This window comes from Siccibacter turicensis LMG 23730, from assembly GCF_000463155.2.
Lineage (GTDB): Bacteria > Pseudomonadota > Gammaproteobacteria > Enterobacterales > Enterobacteriaceae > Siccibacter > Siccibacter turicensis.
Map to the genome: position 1 here is coordinate 600,962 of NZ_AWFZ01000028.1, position 17,492 is coordinate 618,453.

Below are 17,492 nucleotides of genomic sequence, written 5' to 3' on the forward strand. Positions count from 1 at the left end.
CAACAACCTGAGGATAGCCTCACTGCCCTGAAACTGATTTACATCTCGTTGAGTTTCGCGGTGATGAAATAGCGCCATCTATCGTTACCTGAGTAATCATCATGTCGCACGTCATCGAAAATAGCGCTCCGCAGGAGCTTCAGCAGAGCAGCTGGCAGCTGTTCGTTGCGTTGACCACCGGGGCCTGGCAGCCCGCTAAATTCTGGCGTAAACCGAGTTTTCGCCGCAAATTTATGCTGCGCTCAATGCTGATGCCCTTCTCCACCCGGAAACTGTTAAACGTGCTGACCGCGCATCCCGCGTCGCAAAGCCTGCTGATGCGTCAGCCGCGGCTACCGTGCCGCCTGCATCGTCCCTATCTGGCCGCTAATCTTAACCGCAAAACCGCCCTCGAGGCGCTCTGTTTTCACTATCAGACGCTCAGCGCAGCGCTAAGCCCGGCGCAGTTCGCCGCCTATATGAGCCAGACCGGTCTGCGGCTCGCAACCCTGACGGGGCGTGATGAGGCGTGCTACTTCATCGACTTTGTCACCCTGGTCTCGCTGGATAAAGAAGGGGAAAGCACGCTGGTGCTGCGCGATGAGAATCAGACCATTATCGCCGAACTGACGTTTACCCTTTGTCAGGTGGACGGGCGTAATACCCTGTTTATCGGGGGATTGCAGGGGCCGAAACCCGAGGTGCCGCACAGCGTGATCCAGCAGGCTACCAAATCCTGCAACGGCCTGTTCCCGAAACGGCTGGTGATGGAAGCGGCCTGCGCCCTGGCGCAGCATTTCAATCTGAGCACCATTCTGGCCGTCAGTAACGAGGCGCACGTCTATCGCAGCCTGCGTTACCGGGATAAGAAAGCGCAGCTGCACGCCGACTACGACAGCTTCTGGGAGTCGCTGGGCGGAGAGCGCACGCCGCAGGGGTACTATCATCTGCCGCAGGCCGTTGCCCGCAAGCCGATGGAGGAGATCGCCAGTAAGAAACGCGCGGAGTACCGTCGCCGCTATACGCTGCTTGACGATATGACCGCACAGATTTTACAGGCGCTGTAGCCGTCAGTCCGCCCGCCCGCGTGCCAGCCAGAGCACGCGGGAAAACATGCTGCGCAGCAGCGGCGGGATCGCATCCACTCCGCGTCGTCCGGCTTCCAGCGCCACTTCGATGGCGAGATCCGGCTTTGACGAGCGGTGGATCGCTTTGCCGATAATGCGCCGCATGTTCATCGGCACGCGATCCGGCAGCTGGGCTACCCGGTGATAAACGTCGGCGAACCCCTGGCGATACATAAAGTGCTCCATGTCGAGCGCGGGCAGCGCCGTCAGGTGATCGCGCTCGGCATCGTTATTGACCAGGCTGCGCACCGTGGCGGCATATTTCTTTCCGGCCTCGTCCCCGTCCACCAGCACGTGCCACTCAATGCCCATTCGCCGGGCAAACTTGATAAGCGGCTTGAGCCCGGACTGCGCAAACTCAATGACCTTTACGCCTTCGGCCTCAAAGTGGTAGCCACACTGACGCGCCAGCTCGTTCATCACCCACACCTCGGTTTCCCCCTCCACCAGCAGCCAGCAGCGGGCAAACAGCGACGAGGGGCGGTTGGTGCGGATGTGAAACGCGATGCGCCGGCTGTCCTCGGCGTTCATGCCGCCCGGCCCCAGCCGCCAGGCCGCGACCCGTGCTGATTCGCGCACCAGGCGGCACACCTGCTCCATCGGCGTCATCGACAGCAGCTCGCCGGAGTTGGTGGTGGTGATTTTTTGCAGCGGCAGCAGGTTGAGCAGGTTCCAGGCCACCGACAGCATAATCGGGTGCAGCCGCGTTTCCGGGTCCTCCACCAGCAGCAGCGGGCGGGCGTCGCGGTCAAGACGCACGTTGCCCTTGGCCTGAAGCAGCGTGGAGAACAGGCCGAGCAGAATCATCCGGTGCGACCGGCCGCCAGGGGTGTCAATCATACGGTTGATGACGTCGAGATAGCGCCAGCTGCGCTGCTCATCGTGGGAGTGACGCCGCAGCAGCCGGGTACGCGCTTCGCCGCTGCCCTGTTCGGAAAAATAGTGCTCAAGCAGCTGCACCATCGCCGTCAGGCCCTGGCGGATCTGCGCATCGCTCAGATGCTGCGGGCGCGCCACCAGCTCCCGGGCGAGAAAATCCAGCTCGCGGGCCGTGACCTCAACGTCTGGCGCCCCCGGCAGGTCACCCTCCCGAATGCGGCGCATAAAGCGGGCGTCGCGCAGCCGCAGCACCGGATGCAGACGGATAAGCTCGCGCGCCAGCGCGTCCGTGTCCCCGAGAGGCAGCGCGTCTCCCTGCGCGTCAAGAAAGGAGCATCGGGTGGTGGCCGTCCCGTCGGCGGCGCTTTCGCCCTCAAGGCGATAGAACAGGCGCGCAACGCCGTCGTCGTTTTTGACCCAGGCATCGGCCAGCCCCTGAAAGCGCCGCGCGCGATGGTGCCCCGGCCCGGATTCGCGGAAGGTCAGGATGACATGCAGGTGGCGTTCGCGTACCGCAGCCTGACCCGGCGGAAACCAGAAATCGTTGCGGGTAAAGCGATAGAGCGCAGCGTGGGGAGAGAGCAGCAGCGTCAGGGCATCCAGCAGGCTCGACTTCCCCCAGGCGTTCTCACCAATCAGCACATTATTGTGCTCAAGCATGAGCGACAGACGGTTGATACCGCGAAAGCCGACGACGTCGACGCGCTCCAGGAACATCATCCCTCCGGTACGATCTATTTAGTTGGGTGGCTCGTGGCGCAAGTATAGCGCCCGCCTCGATAAAACGGGATTAATTATAAATATCTATATTATCACCACCATTTATATATATTTACCCATCGATAAATACGCGCCGCTATTTATGAATTATTTCCCTTCGTGACGAAGACTCTCCCTTGCGTTAAATCAATAAATTCCGCGTTGGCAGTGGTAAAGCCCCGATGGCGAAATTAGAATCGCCGCGCATTACAACGCTGTGGGATGTATATACCAAAAGAGACAGCGCAATATAAATGATGGATTATTTGAGGCAATTATGTTTAGAAAATTAGCAGCAGAGTGTTTCGGTACCTTCTGGTTAGTCTTCGGCGGCTGCGGCAGCGCCGTGCTGGCGGCGGCGTACCCGGAGCTGGGGATAGGCTTTACCGGCGTGGCGCTGGCATTCGGCCTGACGGTATTAACCATGGCGTATGCGGTGGGGCATATTTCCGGCGGCCATTTTAATCCGGCGGTAACCCTCGGTTTATGGGCGGGCGGACGTTTTCCAGCGAAAGAGATTGTCAGCTATATTATTGCCCAGCTGGCGGGCGGTATTATTGCAGCGGCAATACTCTGGACCATCGCCAGCGGCAATGCCGATTTCGATGCTGCCGCCAGCGGATTTGCTGCTAACGGGTACGGCGAACACTCCCCTAATCATTATTCCATGCTCTCGGCTTTACTTATTGAAGTGGTATTAACCGCGTTCTTCCTGATTATTATTCTGGGGGTCACGGATAAACAGGCACCGGCCGGTTTTGCCCCGCTCGCCATTGGCCTCGCGCTCACCCTGATTCATTTGATCAGTATTCCGGTCACCAACACCTCGGTTAACCCGGCGCGCAGCACCGCGGTTGCGCTGTTCCAGGGCGGCTGGGCGCTGGAGCAGCTGTGGCTGTTCTGGATGATGCCGCTTGCCGGCGGTATCCTCGGTGGAACCGTCTATCGCGTGCTGCTGGAAAAACGCGACTGATTTTTCGGCCCGGTACGCCGGGCCACTTCCCATCCAACTTGCATAAACACGCTTAAATTTAGCAGCTTTACTCACCGTCACGCTTTCGGTAGTGTGGCAATGCGTTGTTTCTCTGCAAGGATTCCCTGATTTCATGCTCTCTGGACTGCTTATTATTCTCGCCCCGCTTATCGTCGGCTACCTCATTCCCCTGCGCCACGACGGCGCGCTCCGGCTGATCAATCGTCTGTTAAGCTACATCGTTTATCTGATCCTGTTTTTTATGGGTATCAGCCTGGCGTTTCTCGATAACCTGGCGGATAACCTGCTTGCTATCGCCCACTACAGCGCGGTCAGCGTGGCCGTGATCCTGCTGTGCAACTGTGCCGCCCTGCTGTGGCTTGAGCGCCGCATGCCGTGGCGGCACACGCATCATCAGGAAGCGCTGCCCTCGCGCATCGCGATGGCGCTGGAGTCGCTCAAGCTGTGCGGCGTGGTGGTGCTGGGTTTCGTGGTGGGCTTAAGCGGTCTGGGATGGCTGCAACACGCCACCGCCGCCAGCGAGTACACGCTGATATTCCTGCTGTTCCTGATTGGCGTTCAGCTGCGCAATAACGGCATGACGCTGCGCCAGATCGTGCTTAATCGTCGGGGCATGATCGTCGCAGTGGTAGTGGTCGCCAGCTCGCTGGTGGGCGGCGTGATTAACGCCTTTGTGCTCGACCTTCCGCTGAAAACCGGCCTGGCGATGGCGTCCGGCTTTGGCTGGTACTCGCTCTCGGGCATTCTGATGACCGACGCTTACGGGCCGGTGATCGGCAGCGCCACCTTCTTCAACGATCTCGCCCGGGAGCTTATCGCCATCATGCTGATTCCAGGCCTGGTGCGCCACAGCCGCAGCACCGCGCTGGGACTGTGCGGTGCCACATCGATGGATTTCACTCTGCCGGTATTGCAGCGCAGCGGTGGTATCGAGATGGTGCCCGCCGCCATCGTGCACGGCTTTATCCTGAGCCTGCTGGTACCAATCCTGATGGCCTTCTTTACCGCCTGATACCTCTCCGGTGGTAGCCTCGCTGCCACCGGAATTGCGCTAAATCAACTTCTCGCCAACTAGCGGGTAAATCCCCTTTTAAACCCCCTGCCCCTGCCTTAACCTTAAACATGCATATTAAATACAACTTATAAGGTGTCATCATGTTTTGTGTGCAATGTGAACAAACTATCCGTACGCCAGCGGGCGATGGCTGCGCCTATGCGCAGGGTATGTGCGGCAAAACCGCCGAAACCTCCGATCTGCAGGATCTGCTGATCGCCGCGCTGCAGGGGCTTTCCGCCTGGGCAGTCAAGGCGCGGGCGTATGACATCATCGATCACGAGGTGGACAGCTTCGCGCCGCGGGCGTTTTTCTCGACGCTGACCAACGTCAACTTCGACTCGGTGCGCATCGTCGGCTACGCGCGTCAGGCCATCTCCCTGCGTGAGCAGCTGAAAGCCCGCTGCCTGGCGGTGGACCCCGCCGCGACGGTGGATAACCCAATGGCGGCGTTACAGCTAATCAGCGACGACCTGGGTGAACTCCAGCGCCAGGCCGCGGCTTTCGCGCCCAACATCGATAAAGCCACTATCGGCGACAATATTCTCGGCCTGCGCCTGCTGTGCCTGTACGGGCTGAAAGGGGCGGCGGCCTACATGGAACACGCCCACGTGCTGGGCCAGTACGATAACGAGATTTATGCCCGCTACCATCAGTTCATGGCCTGGCTCGGCACCTGGCCTGCGGACATGAACGCCCTGCTTGAGTGCGCGATGGGCATCGGCCAGATGAACTTCAGCGTGATGAGCATACTGGATAACGGGGAAACCTCGCTTTACGGCCACCCGACCCCAACCCAGGTCAACGTTAAGCCGGTCGCGGGCAAATGCATTCTGATCTCCGGCCATGACCTGAAGGATCTCTATAACCTGCTGCTGCAAACCGAAGGCACCGGGGTGAACGTTTATACCCACGGCGAGATGCTGCCGGCGCACGGTTACCCGGAACTGCGCAAGTTCAAACACCTGGTGGGGAACTACGGCAGCGGCTGGCAGAACCAGCAGACCGAGTTTGCCCGCTTCCCGGGCCCGATCGTCATGACCTCCAACTGCATCATCGACCCGCACGTCGGCAGCTACAACGACCGCATCTGGACGCGCAGCATCGTCGGCTGGCCGGGCGTCAACCACCTTGAGGGCGATGATTTTGCCCCGGTTATTGGCCAGGCACAGCAGCTCGGCGGCTTCCCGTACAGCGAAATTGAGCACCTGATTACCGTCGGCTTTGGTCGCCAGACGCTGCTCGGCGCGGCGGATACCCTGATCGATCTGGTGAGCCGCGAGAAGCTGCGCCACATCTTCCTGGTGGGCGGCTGCGACGGCGCGCGCGGGGAGCGCAGCTACTTTACCGACTTCGCCACCAGCGTACCGGACGACTGCCTGATCCTCACCCTCGCCTGCGGTAAATACCGCTTCAACAAGCTCGAGTTCGGCGATATCGAAGGGCTGCCGCGCCTGGTGGATGCCGGTCAGTGCAACGACGCCTACTCGGCGATTATTCTGGCGGTGACGCTGGCGGAGAAACTGGGCTGCGGGGTTAACGACCTGCCGCTGAGCCTGGTGCTCTCCTGGTTCGAGCAGAAGGCGATTGTCATTCTGCTGACCCTGCTGTCGCTTGGCGTCACCAATATCATCACCGGCCCAACGGCCCCCGGCTTCCTGACCCCGGACCTGCTGGCGGTGCTGAATGAGAAATTCGGCCTGCGTCAGGTGACCACCGTCGAGCAGGATATGCGCGAGCTGCTGAACGCGTAAGGAGCAAAATATGACGATGCCCTCTCCCCTCTGCCCATGGCGTATGCAGGTTCACCACATTACCCAGGAGACGCCCGACGTCTGGACGCTGGCGCTGCTGTGCCACGACCAGTACCACTGGCGCGCTGGTCAGTACGCGCTGGTGAGCATTAACAACAGCCCGGACACGCTGCGCGCCTACACCATTTCGGCCACGCCGGGCGTCAGTCCGTTTATCACCCTCACCGTGCGCCGTATCGAAAACGGTGTGGGTTCAGGGTGGCTGACCGGGCAGGTGAAGCGCGGGGATTACCTGTGGCTTTCGGACGCGCAGGGAGACTTCACCTGCGACCGCGACGATAACGACCGCTTTCTGCTGCTGGGCGCGGGCTGCGGCGTGACGCCGATTATCTCCATGCGCCGCTGGCTGGCAACATACCGCCCGGAGGCCGATGTCGCGGTGATCTATAACGTGCGTACCCCGCAGGACGTGATCTTTGCCGACGAGTGGCGGGAGTATCCGGTCACGCTGATGGCGGAGCAGCAGGCTACCCTCGGCTTTCTGGAGGGGCGCATCAGCCGCGAGGTGCTGGCCGCGGTACCGGATATCGCCTCACGCACCGTGATGGTCTGTGGCCCGGCGCCCTATATGGACGCCGTGGAGCAGATGGCGCGGGAGCTGGGCGTCACGCGCGTCCGTAAAGAGACGTTCTTTACCCCCGCTGCCGCACCGGCGTCCGGTGGGCTGAAGTTCACCACCCTGCATCCGGCGCGTGAATTTTACGGCCCGGTGGGCACCACGCTGCTGGAGGCGCTGGAGAGCAACCGCGTGCCGGTGAATGCCGCCTGTCGCGCCGGGGTGTGTGGAAGCTGTAAAACGCGGGTGCTGTCGGGAGAATATACGGTGTCGAGCACCATGACCCTCACCGACAAAGAGATTGCCGACGGCTACGTGCTGGCCTGCTCCTGCCATCCGCAGAGTGACCTGGCGCTGGCCTAGTCCTGCCGCGTCATCGGTAACAGAACGGGCGGTCTTCACCGCCCTTTTTTTATTCGATGACTATCGCCACTGCGCCTGACCGAGCGCGTAACGCCCGGCGCCGAGGCAGGCCACCGCCAGCGCGCCAACAAAGAAGTACATCAGGTTCTCAATTGCCCATGCCCCGGTGTTATCCAGCAGCCAGGTTTTGCCTGTCCCGACCATCAGCCAGGCGACGATCATGGTAAAAGCCAGCACCAGCGCCGCCGGACGGGTAGCGATACCGAGGATAATCAGGCACGGGGCCAGCACTTCGCCCACCAGCACGCCATAAGCGATAAATGCCGGTAGCCCCTGCGCCGTTAGCATGCCGGCGATGCCGTCCACCCCGTCGATCAGTTTATGCACCCCGTGAAACAGCATCAGACCGCCTACGGCAAGTCGTAACAAAAGCTTTCCGAAATCCTCATGCTCGAGGGTTCGGTTAAATGTGGTCAGTATATGGGTAACCATCTGAATGTTTTCCTTTTGCCCAAAGATAAACGCCGGAATGCGTCACATTTCACCATCATAAAACCCCTACAAACTACGGGGCTACGCGGCGGTCTGTCACGGAAAATGAACTAAGCTTGTAAGCGTTATCACAAACAGGGTATGGAGGACCGATGAAACAGACCGTTGCCGCGTATATCGCAAAAACTCTCGAACAGGCCGGCGTGAAGCGCATCTGGGGGGTGACCGGCGATTCCCTTAACGGCTTGAGCGACAGCCTCAACCGCATGGGCACGATAGACTGGATGCCGACCCGCCATGAGGAAGTGGCCGCGTTTGCCGCGGGCGCGGAAGCGCAGCTCACCGGTGAACTGGCGGTCTGCGCCGGATCCTGCGGGCCGGGCAACCTTCACCTGATCAACGGTCTGTTTGACTGCCACCGCAACCACGTGCCGGTGGTCGCCATCGCGGCGCATATCCCGTCGAGCGAAATCGGCAGCGGCTACTTCCAGGAGACGCACCCGCAGGAGCTGTTCCGCGAGTGCAGCCACTACTGTGAGCTGGTTTCCACCCCGGAGCAGATCCCGCAGGTGCTGGCTATCGCCATGCACAAAGCCATCCTCAACCGCGGGGTATCGGTGATCGTCCTGCCCGGTGACGTGGCGCTGAAGCCCGCGCCGGAAGACGCCTCCACCCACTGGTACGCCCCGTCCGCGCCGGTGGTAACCCCGAACGACGATGAACTCAAAAAGCTGGCCCAGGTGCTGCGCTACTCCAGCAACATCGCCCTGATGTGCGGCAGCGGCTGTGCCGGGGCGCACGAGGAGCTGCTTCAGTTCGCCGCCACCCTGAAGGCGCCCATCGTCCATGCCCTGCGCGGCAAAGAGCACGTCGAGTACGACAACCCGTATGACGTCGGCATGACCGGGCTGATCGGTTTTTCATCGGGCTTCCACACCATGATGAACGCCGACACCCTGATCCTGCTCGGCACCCAGTTCCCGTACCGCGCGTTCTACCCAAACGATGCGAAAATTATTCAGATCGATATCAACCCGGCGAGCCTGGGGTCCCACAGCAAGGTGGATATGGCGATGGTGGGCGACATCAAATCGACCCTGCGCGCCCTGCTGCCGCTGCTGGAGGAGAAAACCGACCGCCGCTTCCTTGATAAGGCGCTGGAGGACTACCGCGACGCACGCAAAGGGCTGGACGAGCTGGCCAAACCGGGCAAGGAGATGATCCACCCTCAGTATCTGGCGCAGCAGATCAGCCACTACGCCGATGAGGACGCCGTGTTTACCTGCGACGTCGGCACCCCGACGGTGTGGGCAGCGCGCTACCTGAAGATGAACGGCAAGCGCCGCCTGATTGGGTCGTTCAACCACGGCTCGATGGCCAACGCCATGCCGCAGGCGCTCGGGGCGAAAGCCGCCGATCCGTCGCGTCAGGTGATAGCGATGTGCGGCGACGGCGGGTTCAGCATGCTGATGGGGGATTTCCTGTCGGTGGCGCAGATGAAGCTGCCGGTGAAGATCGTGGTGTTCAACAACAGCACCCTGGGCTTCGTGGCGATGGAGATGAAAGCGGGCGGCTACCTCACCGACGGTACCGAACTGGGTGATACTAACTTTGCACGCATCGCCGAAGCCTGCGGCATCACCGGTATCCGCGTTGAGAAATCTGCCGACCTGGACAGCGCGCTGGAACGCGCCTTTGCCCACGATGGCCCGGTACTGGTGGACGTGGTGGTCGCCAAAGATGAATTGGCCATGCCGCCGGAGATCAAACTCGAACAGGCCAAAGGGTTCAGCCTCTATATGCTGCGCGCCATCATCAACGGCCGCGGCGATGAAGTGATGGAGCTGGCGAAAACCAACTGGTTTCGGTAAAAAGAGGGAAACCTACTGACGATAAGGATTTCCCGTGATCGATTTACGCAGTGATACCGTCACCCGTCCGGGTGCCGCCATGAAAGCGGCTATGCTGGATGCCCCGGTCGGGGATGACGTCTACGGCGACGACCCCACCGTTAACGCGCTTCAGGACTATGCCGCGGCGCTGGCCGGTAAAGAGGCCGCGCTGTTTTTGCCTACCGGCACCCAGGCGAACCTGGTGGCGCTGCTTACCCACTGCGAACGCGGCGAAGAGTATATTGTGGGCCAGCTGGCCCACAACTATCTCTATGAAGCGGGCGGTGCGGCGGTGCTGGGCAGCATTCAGCCGCAGCCCATTGACGCCAGCCGCGACGGCACGCTACCGCTGGATAAAGTGGCCGAGAAAATCAAGCCGGACGATATCCACTTCGCCCGCACCCGCCTGCTGAGCCTTGAGAACACCCATAACGGCAAAGTGCTGCCGCGTGACTATCTGCGCGACGCCTGGACCTTTACCCGCGAGCGCGGGCTCGGCCTGCACGTAGACGGCGCGCGCATCTTTAATGCGGTGGTGGAGTACGGCTGCGAACTGAAAGACGTGGCGCAGTACTGCGATACCTTTACCATCTGCCTCTCCAAGGGGCTGGGTGCGCCGGTCGGATCGCTGCTGGTGGGCAGCGCGGCGTATATTCACCGCGCCAACCGCTGGCGCAAGATGACCGGCGGCGGCATGCGCCAGGCGGGCATTCTGGCGGCGGCCGGGCGTTACGCGCTGGAGCACAACGTTCAGCGCCTTAAGGACGATCACGACAATGCGGCCTGGCTGGCTGCGCAGCTGCGCGAGATCGGTGCCGACGTGCTGCGTCAGGATACCAATATGGTGTTCGTGCGTGCCCCGGAGGGCCGCGCCGCCGCGTTGGGCGAGCATATGGCGGCCAACGGCGTCCTGATTAACGCCTCGCCGGCGGTGCGTCTGGTGACGCATCTGGACGTGAACCGCGAGCAGCTGGCGCAGGTGGTCACGCACTGGCGCACCTTCCTGGCCCGTTGAGCCAACAGCGGTGCGCAACGGCGCGCCGCTCCGCTTTTTATCGCTTATCCTGCCTTTTGTTACATTTGGACCAGACAGCCCATTGCATGATTGTTGATTTCACGAAAGAATGCGCAGCGACATGTCACCACCACAGCGGGTTGTTATGAAGGTACTGGTAACGGGTGCCACCAGCGGCTTAGGCCGGAACGCAGTCGAGTATTTATTAAAGCGCGGTGTTCGCGTGCGCGCCACCGGGCGCAATGAAGCGATGGGTCGTCTGCTCCAGAAGATGGGGGCGGAGTTTATCCCCGCGGATCTCACCGAGCTGGTCTCCTCGCAGGCGAAAGTCCTGCTGGCCGATATCGACACGCTGTGGCACTGCTCCAGCCTGACCTCCCCCTGGGGCAAGCAGGCGGCGTTTGATCTCGCCAACGTGCGGGCAACCCGTCGACTCGGGGAGTGGGCCGTCGCCTGGGGCGTGCGCAACGTGGTGCACATCTCCTCGCCGTCGCTCTATTTCGATTTTCATCACCACCACAACATCGACGAAAGCTTTCGCCCGCCGCGTTTCGCCAACGAGTTCGCCCGCAGCAAGGCGGCCAGCGAAGAGGTGGTGACCATGCTGGCGCAGGCTAACCCCCATACGCGCTTTACGATTTTGCGGCCGCAGAGCCTGTTTGGGCAGCACGACACGGTGTTCTTCCCGCGTCTGATGCACCTGATGCGCCATTACGGCAACCTGCCGCTGCCGCGCGGCGGCGAGGCGGTAGTGGACATGACCTACCATGAGAATGCGGTCCATGCGATGTGGCTCGCCAGCTCCAGCGCCTGCGATGCGCTGCCCTCTGGTCGGGCCTACAACATCACCAACGGCGAGCCGCGTTCGCTGCGGAGCATCGTCCAGAAGCTGATTGACGAGCTGGCGATCCCCTGCCGCATCCGTTCCGTGCCCTACGCCATGCTCGATATGATGGCGCGCAGCATGGAGCGGCTGGCCAATAAATCCGACAAAGAGCCGGTGCTGACCCACTTCAGCGTCTCCAAGCTGCATTTCGATTTCACTCTCGACATCACCCGCGCCCGTGACGAGCTGGGCTATGAGCCGGTGGTGTCGCTGGATGAAGGGATTGAGCGCACCGCACTGTGGCTGCGGGATCACGGCACCTGGCAGCGCTAGCAATGGCGATTGCGCGACAAACGGCAGGTGTGCGAGGTGCACCCACCATAAACACACAAACCGAAGCGTGGACCCGTCCGGCATCAAAACCGCCGCGCTGCAGGCGTTGAGCCCGCGCTGGCGGTCGGGAACCGCCAGAGGGCGTGAGCCCCGGGATGGGGTATCGCGACCGACCGGAGCGAGGCGCCGGAGGCAAGGGTAGCCCGCAGGGCCGGTTTTGTTGGCCGGGAGCCGGGATTGTGAAGGGGGTGGCGGCGAACCCCCTTCACCCGTTCACGAGCGACCGTGTTTGCATGTAAGTGCGGTGCCACGGTGAACGGCACCGACACCGCCATCACATAGACGTGCTGTAAAAAACCTCGGTTAAGCGCGGTACAACGGTGGACGGCACCGCAATCACATAGACCTTACGCCAGAACGATGGGTGCACCCCGCTTACCCCTGCCCACACTTCTCCAGCAACGCCTCGGCAATCGCGAGGCTTTGCGCATCGGCTACCCCGCTCCACAGCGCCGGGCGGAAATGCATCTGAAACGCCTGAATCACCCGCTTCTGCTGGGCCGGCGTCATGTCAGGCGTGACCGGATAGCCGTATCGCTCCAGCGCGTCCAGCAACAGGGCGGTATCCACCGGGCAGTAAGGGTCGCGACCGTTGAGGTAGAACGCCACGCGTGACGCCTCGGGCCAGGCGCCAACGCCCTGGGCGGCAAGCTGCTGCCACGGGAACAGCGGGCCGGGGTCATCCTTACGCTGCGGGGCGATATCGGCGTGCGCCACCACGTTCTGCGGTTTGATGTCGTAGCGGGCGATGATGTCGCGCGCCAGATCGGTGAGCACCGCGATCTGCGGCGGGTTAAACGGCACAAACTGCTTCGCACCGTTCACCTTAATCCAGCCGCGGTTTTCCAGCTCGATGCCTATCGAGGTGTCGTTGATGCGGTTTGCCCCGCGCCAGAAGCTGGCCCCGGCGTGCCACGCCAGTTCACGCTCCGGCACCAGCTGCCAGATAAGCGGCTTGCCGCCCTCCAGCGGAGGGGTGGCCGGGATGAGATAGTGCGAGCTGACGTGCTTGTCGGTGAGGGTCGCCAGCGAGGTATCGAAATCATCCGCGGTGTAGTGGATAACCAGCACCTTCACACGCGGATAGGCCGCCTGCGCCTGACGGCGGGTATCGACCTTATAGCCACCCCGATCGATAACGCCTTTTTCACCTGCGCAGCCCGCCAGCAGAAGCGCCAGCGCGCAGAGCCACAGCCGCCGCTTCATCGCCGGGTTTTCACCGCGGTGCCGGTGATGCTGACCATCAGCATGCTGCTCTCCTTGCCGACGGTTTCGTAGTCGATATCGATCCCGACAACCGCATCGGCACCCAGCGCTTTCGCCTGTTCGCCCAGTTCGCTGAAGGCGATTTCACGGGCTTTACGCAGCTCTTTCTCGTAGGCCCCGGAGCGGCCGCCGACGATATCGCGGATGCCGGCAAAGAAGTCGCGGAAGATATTCGCCCCAAGAATGGCTTCGCCGGTCACGACGCCGCAGTACTCGGTAATCGTCTGTCCTTCAAGCGTAGGGGTAGTGGAAAATTGCATAAACCTCTCTCCTGCTTTGGCTATCAATGCGTTAGGGCACAATATCACAGCCACAATGGTGTGCTATACGCTATGCTGAAAAAGTCCTCTGACAAGAACCGTAGTAGACAAATAAGGAAATAAAAAATGCGCCACATTGCTAAGACCTTACTTGTGCCGTGCGCCCTGGCTCTGAGCGCCTGCACCGCCGTGACTCCCGCGTTTAAGGATATCGGCACCCGCAGCGGCCCGTGCGTTGACGGCGGCCCGGACAGCGTGGCACAGCAGTTCTATGACTACCGTATTCAGCACCGCGGCCAGAACGCCGGGGACGTGTCGGCACTGCGCCCGTACCTGAGCGACTCCCTGTGGCAGACGCTGCAGAAAGCGAACCAGACCCATCCTGAGCAGGCGGTATTCCTGAAGGGGGATATCTTCTCCAGCCGCGCCACCACGCCCGACAGCGTTGCGGTCGCCAGCAGCTCGCGCATCCCGAACACCGACGCGCGCAATATCCCGCTGCGCATCGAACAATCTCAGGGCGACCAGCGCTGGGTGGATGAAGTGCTGATGATTCGCGAAGGCCAGTGCTGGGTGGTGGACGACGTACGCTACCTGGGCGGCGCGGCCCATGCGCCGGCGGGCACGCTGCGCCAGTCGCTGGAAAAACGCGGCAGCTAAGCGCGGCCGCAGCGGCGGAAGCCGCGGCCCGTAAATAGTCTGGCAATCGACCCGCATTGCCGATATTTATGCCCGCCGCCCCTCCGCCGCCACGGTTTGTGCTAGCTTTATTACTATACGTGCGTTGTTTATAGGTTTTGACGCAGAAATATTGCATAACTATTCTGCCAACGTTACTATTTGCGGCCTCAATAGCTATTCGACTGTTTCGCATGAGTATTCAATTACACGGCATTAACTGCTTCTACGGCGCGCATCAGGCGCTGTTTGATATCAACCTCGAATGCCCTCAGGGCGAAACGCTGGTGCTGCTTGGTCCGAGCGGCGCGGGTAAAAGCTCCCTGCTGCGGGTACTCAACCTGCTGGAGATGCCGCGTTCCGGTACGCTGCGTATCGCCGGTACCCAGTTCGATTTCTCAAAAACGCCGTCTGACAGCGCGATCCGCGAGCTGCGCCAGAACGTGGGCATGGTGTTTCAGCAGTACAACCTCTGGCCGCACCTGACGGTGCTGCAAAACCTGATTGAAGCGCCCTGCCGCGTGCTGGGTCTGACCAAAGACGCCGCCCGCGAGCGCGCGGCAAAGCTGCTGGAGCGTCTGCGCCTGACCGCGTTCAGCGATCGTTTTCCGCTGCACCTCTCCGGTGGCCAGCAGCAGCGCGTGGCGATTGCCCGGGCGCTGATGATGGAACCGCAGGTGCTGCTGTTTGATGAACCCACCGCGGCGCTCGATCCTGAGATCACCGCCCAGGTTGTCAGCATTATCCGCGAACTCTCGCAAACCGGTATTACTCAGGTCATCGTGACACATGAAGTGGAAGTGGCGCGCAAAACAGCAAGCCGCGTGGTGTATATGGAAAATGGCCATATCGTTGAACAAGGTGGTGCGAACTGCTTTACCAGTCCGCAGACCGACGCGTTTAAAAACTACTTATCTCACTGATGTCTATCGGGAAATAACAATGAAAAAAGTTCTGCTTGCCGCACTGATCGTAAGCTTCAGCCTGTCTGCCACCGCTGCGCAGACCATCCGCTTTGCAACCGAAGCCTCCTACCCTCCGTTTGAATCCATGGACGCGAACAACAAGATCGTCGGCTTCGACGTGGATCTGGCTAACGCGCTGTGCAAAGAGATCGATGCGACCTGTACCTTTACCAACCAGGCGTTCGACAGCCTGATCCCGAGCCTGAAGTTCCGCCGTTTCGACGCGGTCATGGCCGGGATGGACATCACGCCGGAGCGTGAAAAGCAGGTGCTGTTCTCGAAACCTTACTACGATAACTCGGCGCTGTTTATCGGCCAGCAGGGTAAATTCACCAGCATCGATCAGCTGAAAGGCAAGAAAGTGGGCGTGCAGAACGGCACCACCCACCAGAAATTCATCACCGATAAGCACCCGGAAATCACGACGGTCTCCTATGACAGCTACCAGAACGCGCGTCTGGACCTGCAAAACGGCCGTATTGATGCGGTATTTGGCGACACGGCAGTGGTAACCGAGTGGCTGAAAGCCAACGACAAGCTGGCCGCCGTGGGTGATAAAGTCACCGATAAAGACTACTTCGGCACCGGTCTGGGCATCGCCGTACGTCAGGGCAACACCGAGCTTCAGCAGAAATTCAACACTGCACTGGAGAAAGTGAAGCAGGACGGCACCTACGACGCGATCTATAAAAAATGGTTCCAGAAGTAAGTATCTGAATGAACGAAATGTTTCCATTAGCAAGCGCCGCCGGGATGACCGTCGGCCTTGCGGTTTGCGCCCTGGTCATCGGCCTCGCGCTGGCGATGCTGTTTGCCGTCTGGGAATCCGCGACCTGGCGTCCGGTGGCCTGGATTGGCACCGGCATCGTCACTCTGCTGCGCGGCCTGCCGGAAATTCTGGTGGTGCTGTTTATCTACTTCGGCGCCTCACAGCTTCTGCTGGTGCTGTCTGACGGGTTTACCCTCAACCTCGGCATCGTGCAGATCCCGATACAGATGCAGATTGAGAACTTCGACGTCAGTCCGTTCCTGTGCGGGGTGATTGCGCTGTCGCTGCTGTACGCGGCGTATGCCTCCCAGACCCTGCGCGGCGCGCTCAAGGCGGTGCCGCTTGGCCAGTGGGAATCCGGCCAGGCGCTGGGCCTGTCGAAAGCGGCGATCTTCTTTCGGCTGGTGATGCCGCAGATGTGGCGTCATGCGTTGCCGGGACTGGGAAACCAGTGGCTGGTGCTGCTGAAGGATACCGCGCTGGTGTCGCTTATCAGCGTTAACGACCTGATGCTGCAAACCCGCAGCATTGCCACCCGCACCCAGGAGCCGTTCACCTGGTACATTATCGCGGCCGCCATCTATCTGGTGATTACCCTGCTCAGCCAGTACGTCCTGAAACGCATTGACCAACGCGCCACGCGTTTTGAACGGAGACCCGGCTGATGCTCGACTATTTACCCGAACTCCTGAAGGGGCTGCAAACCAGCCTGACGCTGACCGCGGCTTCTATCGCCGTGGCGCTGGTGCTCTCGCTGCTGTTCACCATCGTGCTGACCCTGAAAACGCCGGTGCTGGTATGGATCGTGCGCGGCTACATCACGCTGTTTACCGGCACCCCGCTGCTGGTGCAGATCTTCCTGATCTATTACGGTCCGGGGCAGTTCCCGTCGCTGCAACAGGTGCCCTGGCTGTGGCACCTGCTGTCTGAGCCCTGGCTCTGCGCGCTGATTGCGCTCTCCCTGAACAGCGCGGCCTATACCACCCAGCTGTTTTACGGGGCGATCCGCGCCATCCCTGACGGTCAGTGGCAGTCCTGCGGCGCGCTTGGGATGAGCAAAAAGGATACCCTCGCGATCCTGCTGCCTTACGCCTTCAAGCGCGCGCTCTCCTCCTACTCCAACGAAGTGGTGCTGGTGTTTAAGAGCACGTCGCTCGCCTATACCATTACGCTGATGGAAGTGATGGGTTACGGGCAGCTGCTCTATGGACGGACCTACGATGTGATGGTGTTTGGCGCAGCCGGCCTGATCTACCTGGTGGTTAACGGCCTGCTCACCTTGATGATGCGCCTTATCGAGCGCCGCGCGCTGGCGTTTGAGCATCGCAGTTAATCCCCTTCTGTCGCAGCGTGCCTGAACCTCGGGTGCGCTGCGCTTTCCACGTTCAACCCTTCCTCTGTATGTCACGCC

17 protein-coding genes are annotated in these 17,492 nt (G+C 60.9%); 13 read left to right on the top strand and 4 right to left on the bottom strand.

What is annotated here, in order from left to right; translation table 11 throughout:
- The first annotated feature begins 101 nt into the window (after positions 1–101).
- On the top strand, positions 102–1,046 hold the full coding sequence (locus DW58_RS07185) for a VirK/YbjX family protein (protein ID WP_024547782.1): 945 nt from the start codon (positions 102–104) through the stop codon (positions 1,044–1,046).
- Positions 1,047–1,049: 3 nt separating this feature from the next.
- On the opposite strand, the gene DW58_RS07190 is transcribed toward DW58_RS07185, so the two are convergent.
- On the bottom strand, positions 1,050–2,702 hold the full coding sequence (locus DW58_RS07190) for an ATP-dependent endonuclease (protein ID WP_024547781.1): 1,653 nt from the start codon (positions 2,700–2,702) through the stop codon (positions 1,050–1,052).
- 319 nt (positions 2,703–3,021) lie between these two features.
- On the opposite strand from DW58_RS07190, the gene aqpZ reads away from it, so the two are divergent.
- The 4 genes from aqpZ (at position 3,022) to hcr (ending at position 7,525) form a co-directional block, all read left to right on the top strand.
- Positions 3,022–3,717 carry an aquaporin Z gene (gene aqpZ / locus DW58_RS07195; RefSeq protein WP_024547780.1) on the top strand — a complete coding sequence of 232 codons (696 nt, stop codon included), beginning with the start codon at positions 3,022–3,024 and terminating at the stop codon, positions 3,715–3,717.
- 133 nt (positions 3,718–3,850) lie between these two features.
- Complete coding sequence (locus tag DW58_RS07200; protein ID WP_024547779.1) at positions 3,851–4,750, top strand: LysO family transporter; 900 nt, start codon at positions 3,851–3,853, stop codon at positions 4,748–4,750.
- A gap of 143 nt (positions 4,751–4,893) precedes the next feature.
- Positions 4,894–6,546, top strand: coding sequence for a hydroxylamine reductase (gene hcp / locus DW58_RS07205; protein WP_024547778.1), 1,653 nt, complete (start codon positions 4,894–4,896; stop codon positions 6,544–6,546).
- Between the two features lie 10 nt (positions 6,547–6,556).
- A complete protein-coding gene (gene hcr, locus DW58_RS07210) occupies positions 6,557–7,525 on the top strand; it encodes an NADH oxidoreductase (protein ID WP_024547777.1) in 969 nt (322 codons plus the stop codon).
- Between the two features lie 60 nt (positions 7,526–7,585).
- On the opposite strand, the gene DW58_RS07215 is transcribed toward hcr, so the two are convergent.
- Positions 7,586–8,017, bottom strand: a complete 432-nt coding sequence (locus tag DW58_RS07215) for a DoxX family protein (protein WP_024547776.1) — start codon at positions 8,015–8,017, stop codon at positions 7,586–7,588.
- Positions 8,018–8,169: 152 nt separating this feature from the next.
- On the opposite strand from DW58_RS07215, the gene poxB reads away from it, so the two are divergent.
- The 3 genes from poxB (at position 8,170) to DW58_RS07230 (ending at position 12,083) form a co-directional block, all read left to right on the top strand.
- Entirely contained in the window at positions 8,170–9,888 is a 1,719-nt protein-coding gene (poxB, locus tag DW58_RS07220) for a ubiquinone-dependent pyruvate dehydrogenase (RefSeq protein WP_024547775.1), read from the top strand.
- A gap of 34 nt (positions 9,889–9,922) precedes the next feature.
- Positions 9,923–10,924, top strand: coding sequence for a low-specificity L-threonine aldolase (gene ltaE, locus DW58_RS07225; protein ID WP_024547774.1), 1,002 nt, complete (start codon positions 9,923–9,925; stop codon positions 10,922–10,924).
- A 145-nt stretch (positions 10,925–11,069) separates the two neighbouring features.
- Positions 11,070–12,083 carry an NAD-dependent epimerase/dehydratase family protein gene (locus tag DW58_RS07230; RefSeq protein WP_024547773.1) on the top strand — a complete coding sequence of 338 codons (1,014 nt, stop codon included), beginning with the start codon at positions 11,070–11,072 and terminating at the stop codon, positions 12,081–12,083.
- Between the two features lie 435 nt (positions 12,084–12,518).
- Here DW58_RS07230 and DW58_RS07235 read toward each other — a convergent pair whose 3' ends face one another.
- Positions 12,519–13,349 carry an N-acetylmuramoyl-L-alanine amidase gene (locus tag DW58_RS07235; RefSeq protein ID WP_024547772.1) on the bottom strand — a complete coding sequence of 277 codons (831 nt, stop codon included), beginning with the start codon at positions 13,347–13,349 and terminating at the stop codon, positions 12,519–12,521.
- Positions 13,346–13,669: a heavy metal-binding domain-containing protein gene (locus tag DW58_RS07240; protein ID WP_024547771.1), complete on the bottom strand. Its 324-nt coding sequence runs from the start codon at positions 13,667–13,669 to the stop codon at positions 13,346–13,348. Before DW58_RS07240 ends, DW58_RS07235 begins: the two co-directional genes overlap by 4 nt.
- 126 nt (positions 13,670–13,795) lie before the next feature.
- Between DW58_RS07240 and DW58_RS07245 the strand changes: the two genes are divergently transcribed.
- The 5 genes from DW58_RS07245 to artM all read left to right on the top strand — a co-directional run bounded on the left by DW58_RS07245 (position 13,796) and on the right by artM (position 17,414).
- Complete coding sequence (locus tag DW58_RS07245; RefSeq protein WP_024547770.1) at positions 13,796–14,329, top strand: lipoprotein; 534 nt, start codon at positions 13,796–13,798, stop codon at positions 14,327–14,329.
- A gap of 212 nt (positions 14,330–14,541) precedes the next feature.
- Positions 14,542–15,270: an arginine ABC transporter ATP-binding protein ArtP gene (artP, locus tag DW58_RS07250; protein WP_024547769.1), complete on the top strand. Its 729-nt coding sequence runs from the start codon at positions 14,542–14,544 to the stop codon at positions 15,268–15,270.
- A gap of 19 nt (positions 15,271–15,289) precedes the next feature.
- Complete coding sequence (gene artI, locus DW58_RS07255) at positions 15,290–16,021, top strand: arginine ABC transporter substrate-binding protein ArtI (RefSeq protein WP_024547768.1); 732 nt, start codon at positions 15,290–15,292, stop codon at positions 16,019–16,021.
- An 8-nt stretch (positions 16,022–16,029) separates the two neighbouring features.
- Positions 16,030–16,746: an arginine ABC transporter permease ArtQ gene (gene artQ / locus DW58_RS07260; RefSeq protein WP_024547767.1), complete on the top strand. Its 717-nt coding sequence runs from the start codon at positions 16,030–16,032 to the stop codon at positions 16,744–16,746.
- Positions 16,746–17,414, top strand: a complete 669-nt coding sequence (gene artM, locus DW58_RS07265; RefSeq protein WP_024547766.1) for an arginine ABC transporter permease ArtM — start codon at positions 16,746–16,748, stop codon at positions 17,412–17,414. The genes artQ and artM overlap by 1 nt, the downstream gene beginning before the upstream one ends.
- Positions 17,415–17,492 lie beyond the last annotated feature (78 nt).

Coding starts and splice junctions, on each gene's coding strand:
- DW58_RS07230 (WP_024547773.1), top strand. CDS start 11,070: ATGAAGGTACTGGTAACGGGTGCCACCAGCGGCTTAGGCCGGAACGCA.
- DW58_RS07185 (WP_024547782.1), top strand. CDS start 102: ATGTCGCACGTCATCGAAAATAGCGCTCCGCAGGAGCTTCAGCAGAGC.
- DW58_RS07215 (WP_024547776.1), bottom strand. CDS start 8,017: ATGGTTACCCATATACTGACCACATTTAACCGAACCCTCGAGCATGAG.
- hcr (WP_024547777.1), top strand. CDS start 6,557: ATGACGATGCCCTCTCCCCTCTGCCCATGGCGTATGCAGGTTCACCAC.
- artI (WP_024547768.1), top strand. CDS start 15,290: ATGAAAAAAGTTCTGCTTGCCGCACTGATCGTAAGCTTCAGCCTGTCT.
- hcp (WP_024547778.1), top strand. CDS start 4,894: ATGTTTTGTGTGCAATGTGAACAAACTATCCGTACGCCAGCGGGCGAT.
- DW58_RS07240 (WP_024547771.1), bottom strand. CDS start 13,669: ATGCAATTTTCCACTACCCCTACGCTTGAAGGACAGACGATTACCGAG.
- artM (WP_024547766.1), top strand. CDS start 16,746: ATGCTCGACTATTTACCCGAACTCCTGAAGGGGCTGCAAACCAGCCTG.
- poxB (WP_024547775.1), top strand. CDS start 8,170: ATGAAACAGACCGTTGCCGCGTATATCGCAAAAACTCTCGAACAGGCC.
- DW58_RS07235 (WP_024547772.1), bottom strand. CDS start 13,349: ATGAAGCGGCGGCTGTGGCTCTGCGCGCTGGCGCTTCTGCTGGCGGGC.
- artP (WP_024547769.1), top strand. CDS start 14,542: ATGAGTATTCAATTACACGGCATTAACTGCTTCTACGGCGCGCATCAG.
- DW58_RS07190 (WP_024547781.1), bottom strand. CDS start 2,702: ATGTTCCTGGAGCGCGTCGACGTCGTCGGCTTTCGCGGTATCAACCGT.
- DW58_RS07200 (WP_024547779.1), top strand. CDS start 3,851: ATGCTCTCTGGACTGCTTATTATTCTCGCCCCGCTTATCGTCGGCTAC.
- aqpZ (WP_024547780.1), top strand. CDS start 3,022: ATGTTTAGAAAATTAGCAGCAGAGTGTTTCGGTACCTTCTGGTTAGTC.
- artQ (WP_024547767.1), top strand. CDS start 16,030: ATGAACGAAATGTTTCCATTAGCAAGCGCCGCCGGGATGACCGTCGGC.
- DW58_RS07245 (WP_024547770.1), top strand. CDS start 13,796: ATGCGCCACATTGCTAAGACCTTACTTGTGCCGTGCGCCCTGGCTCTG.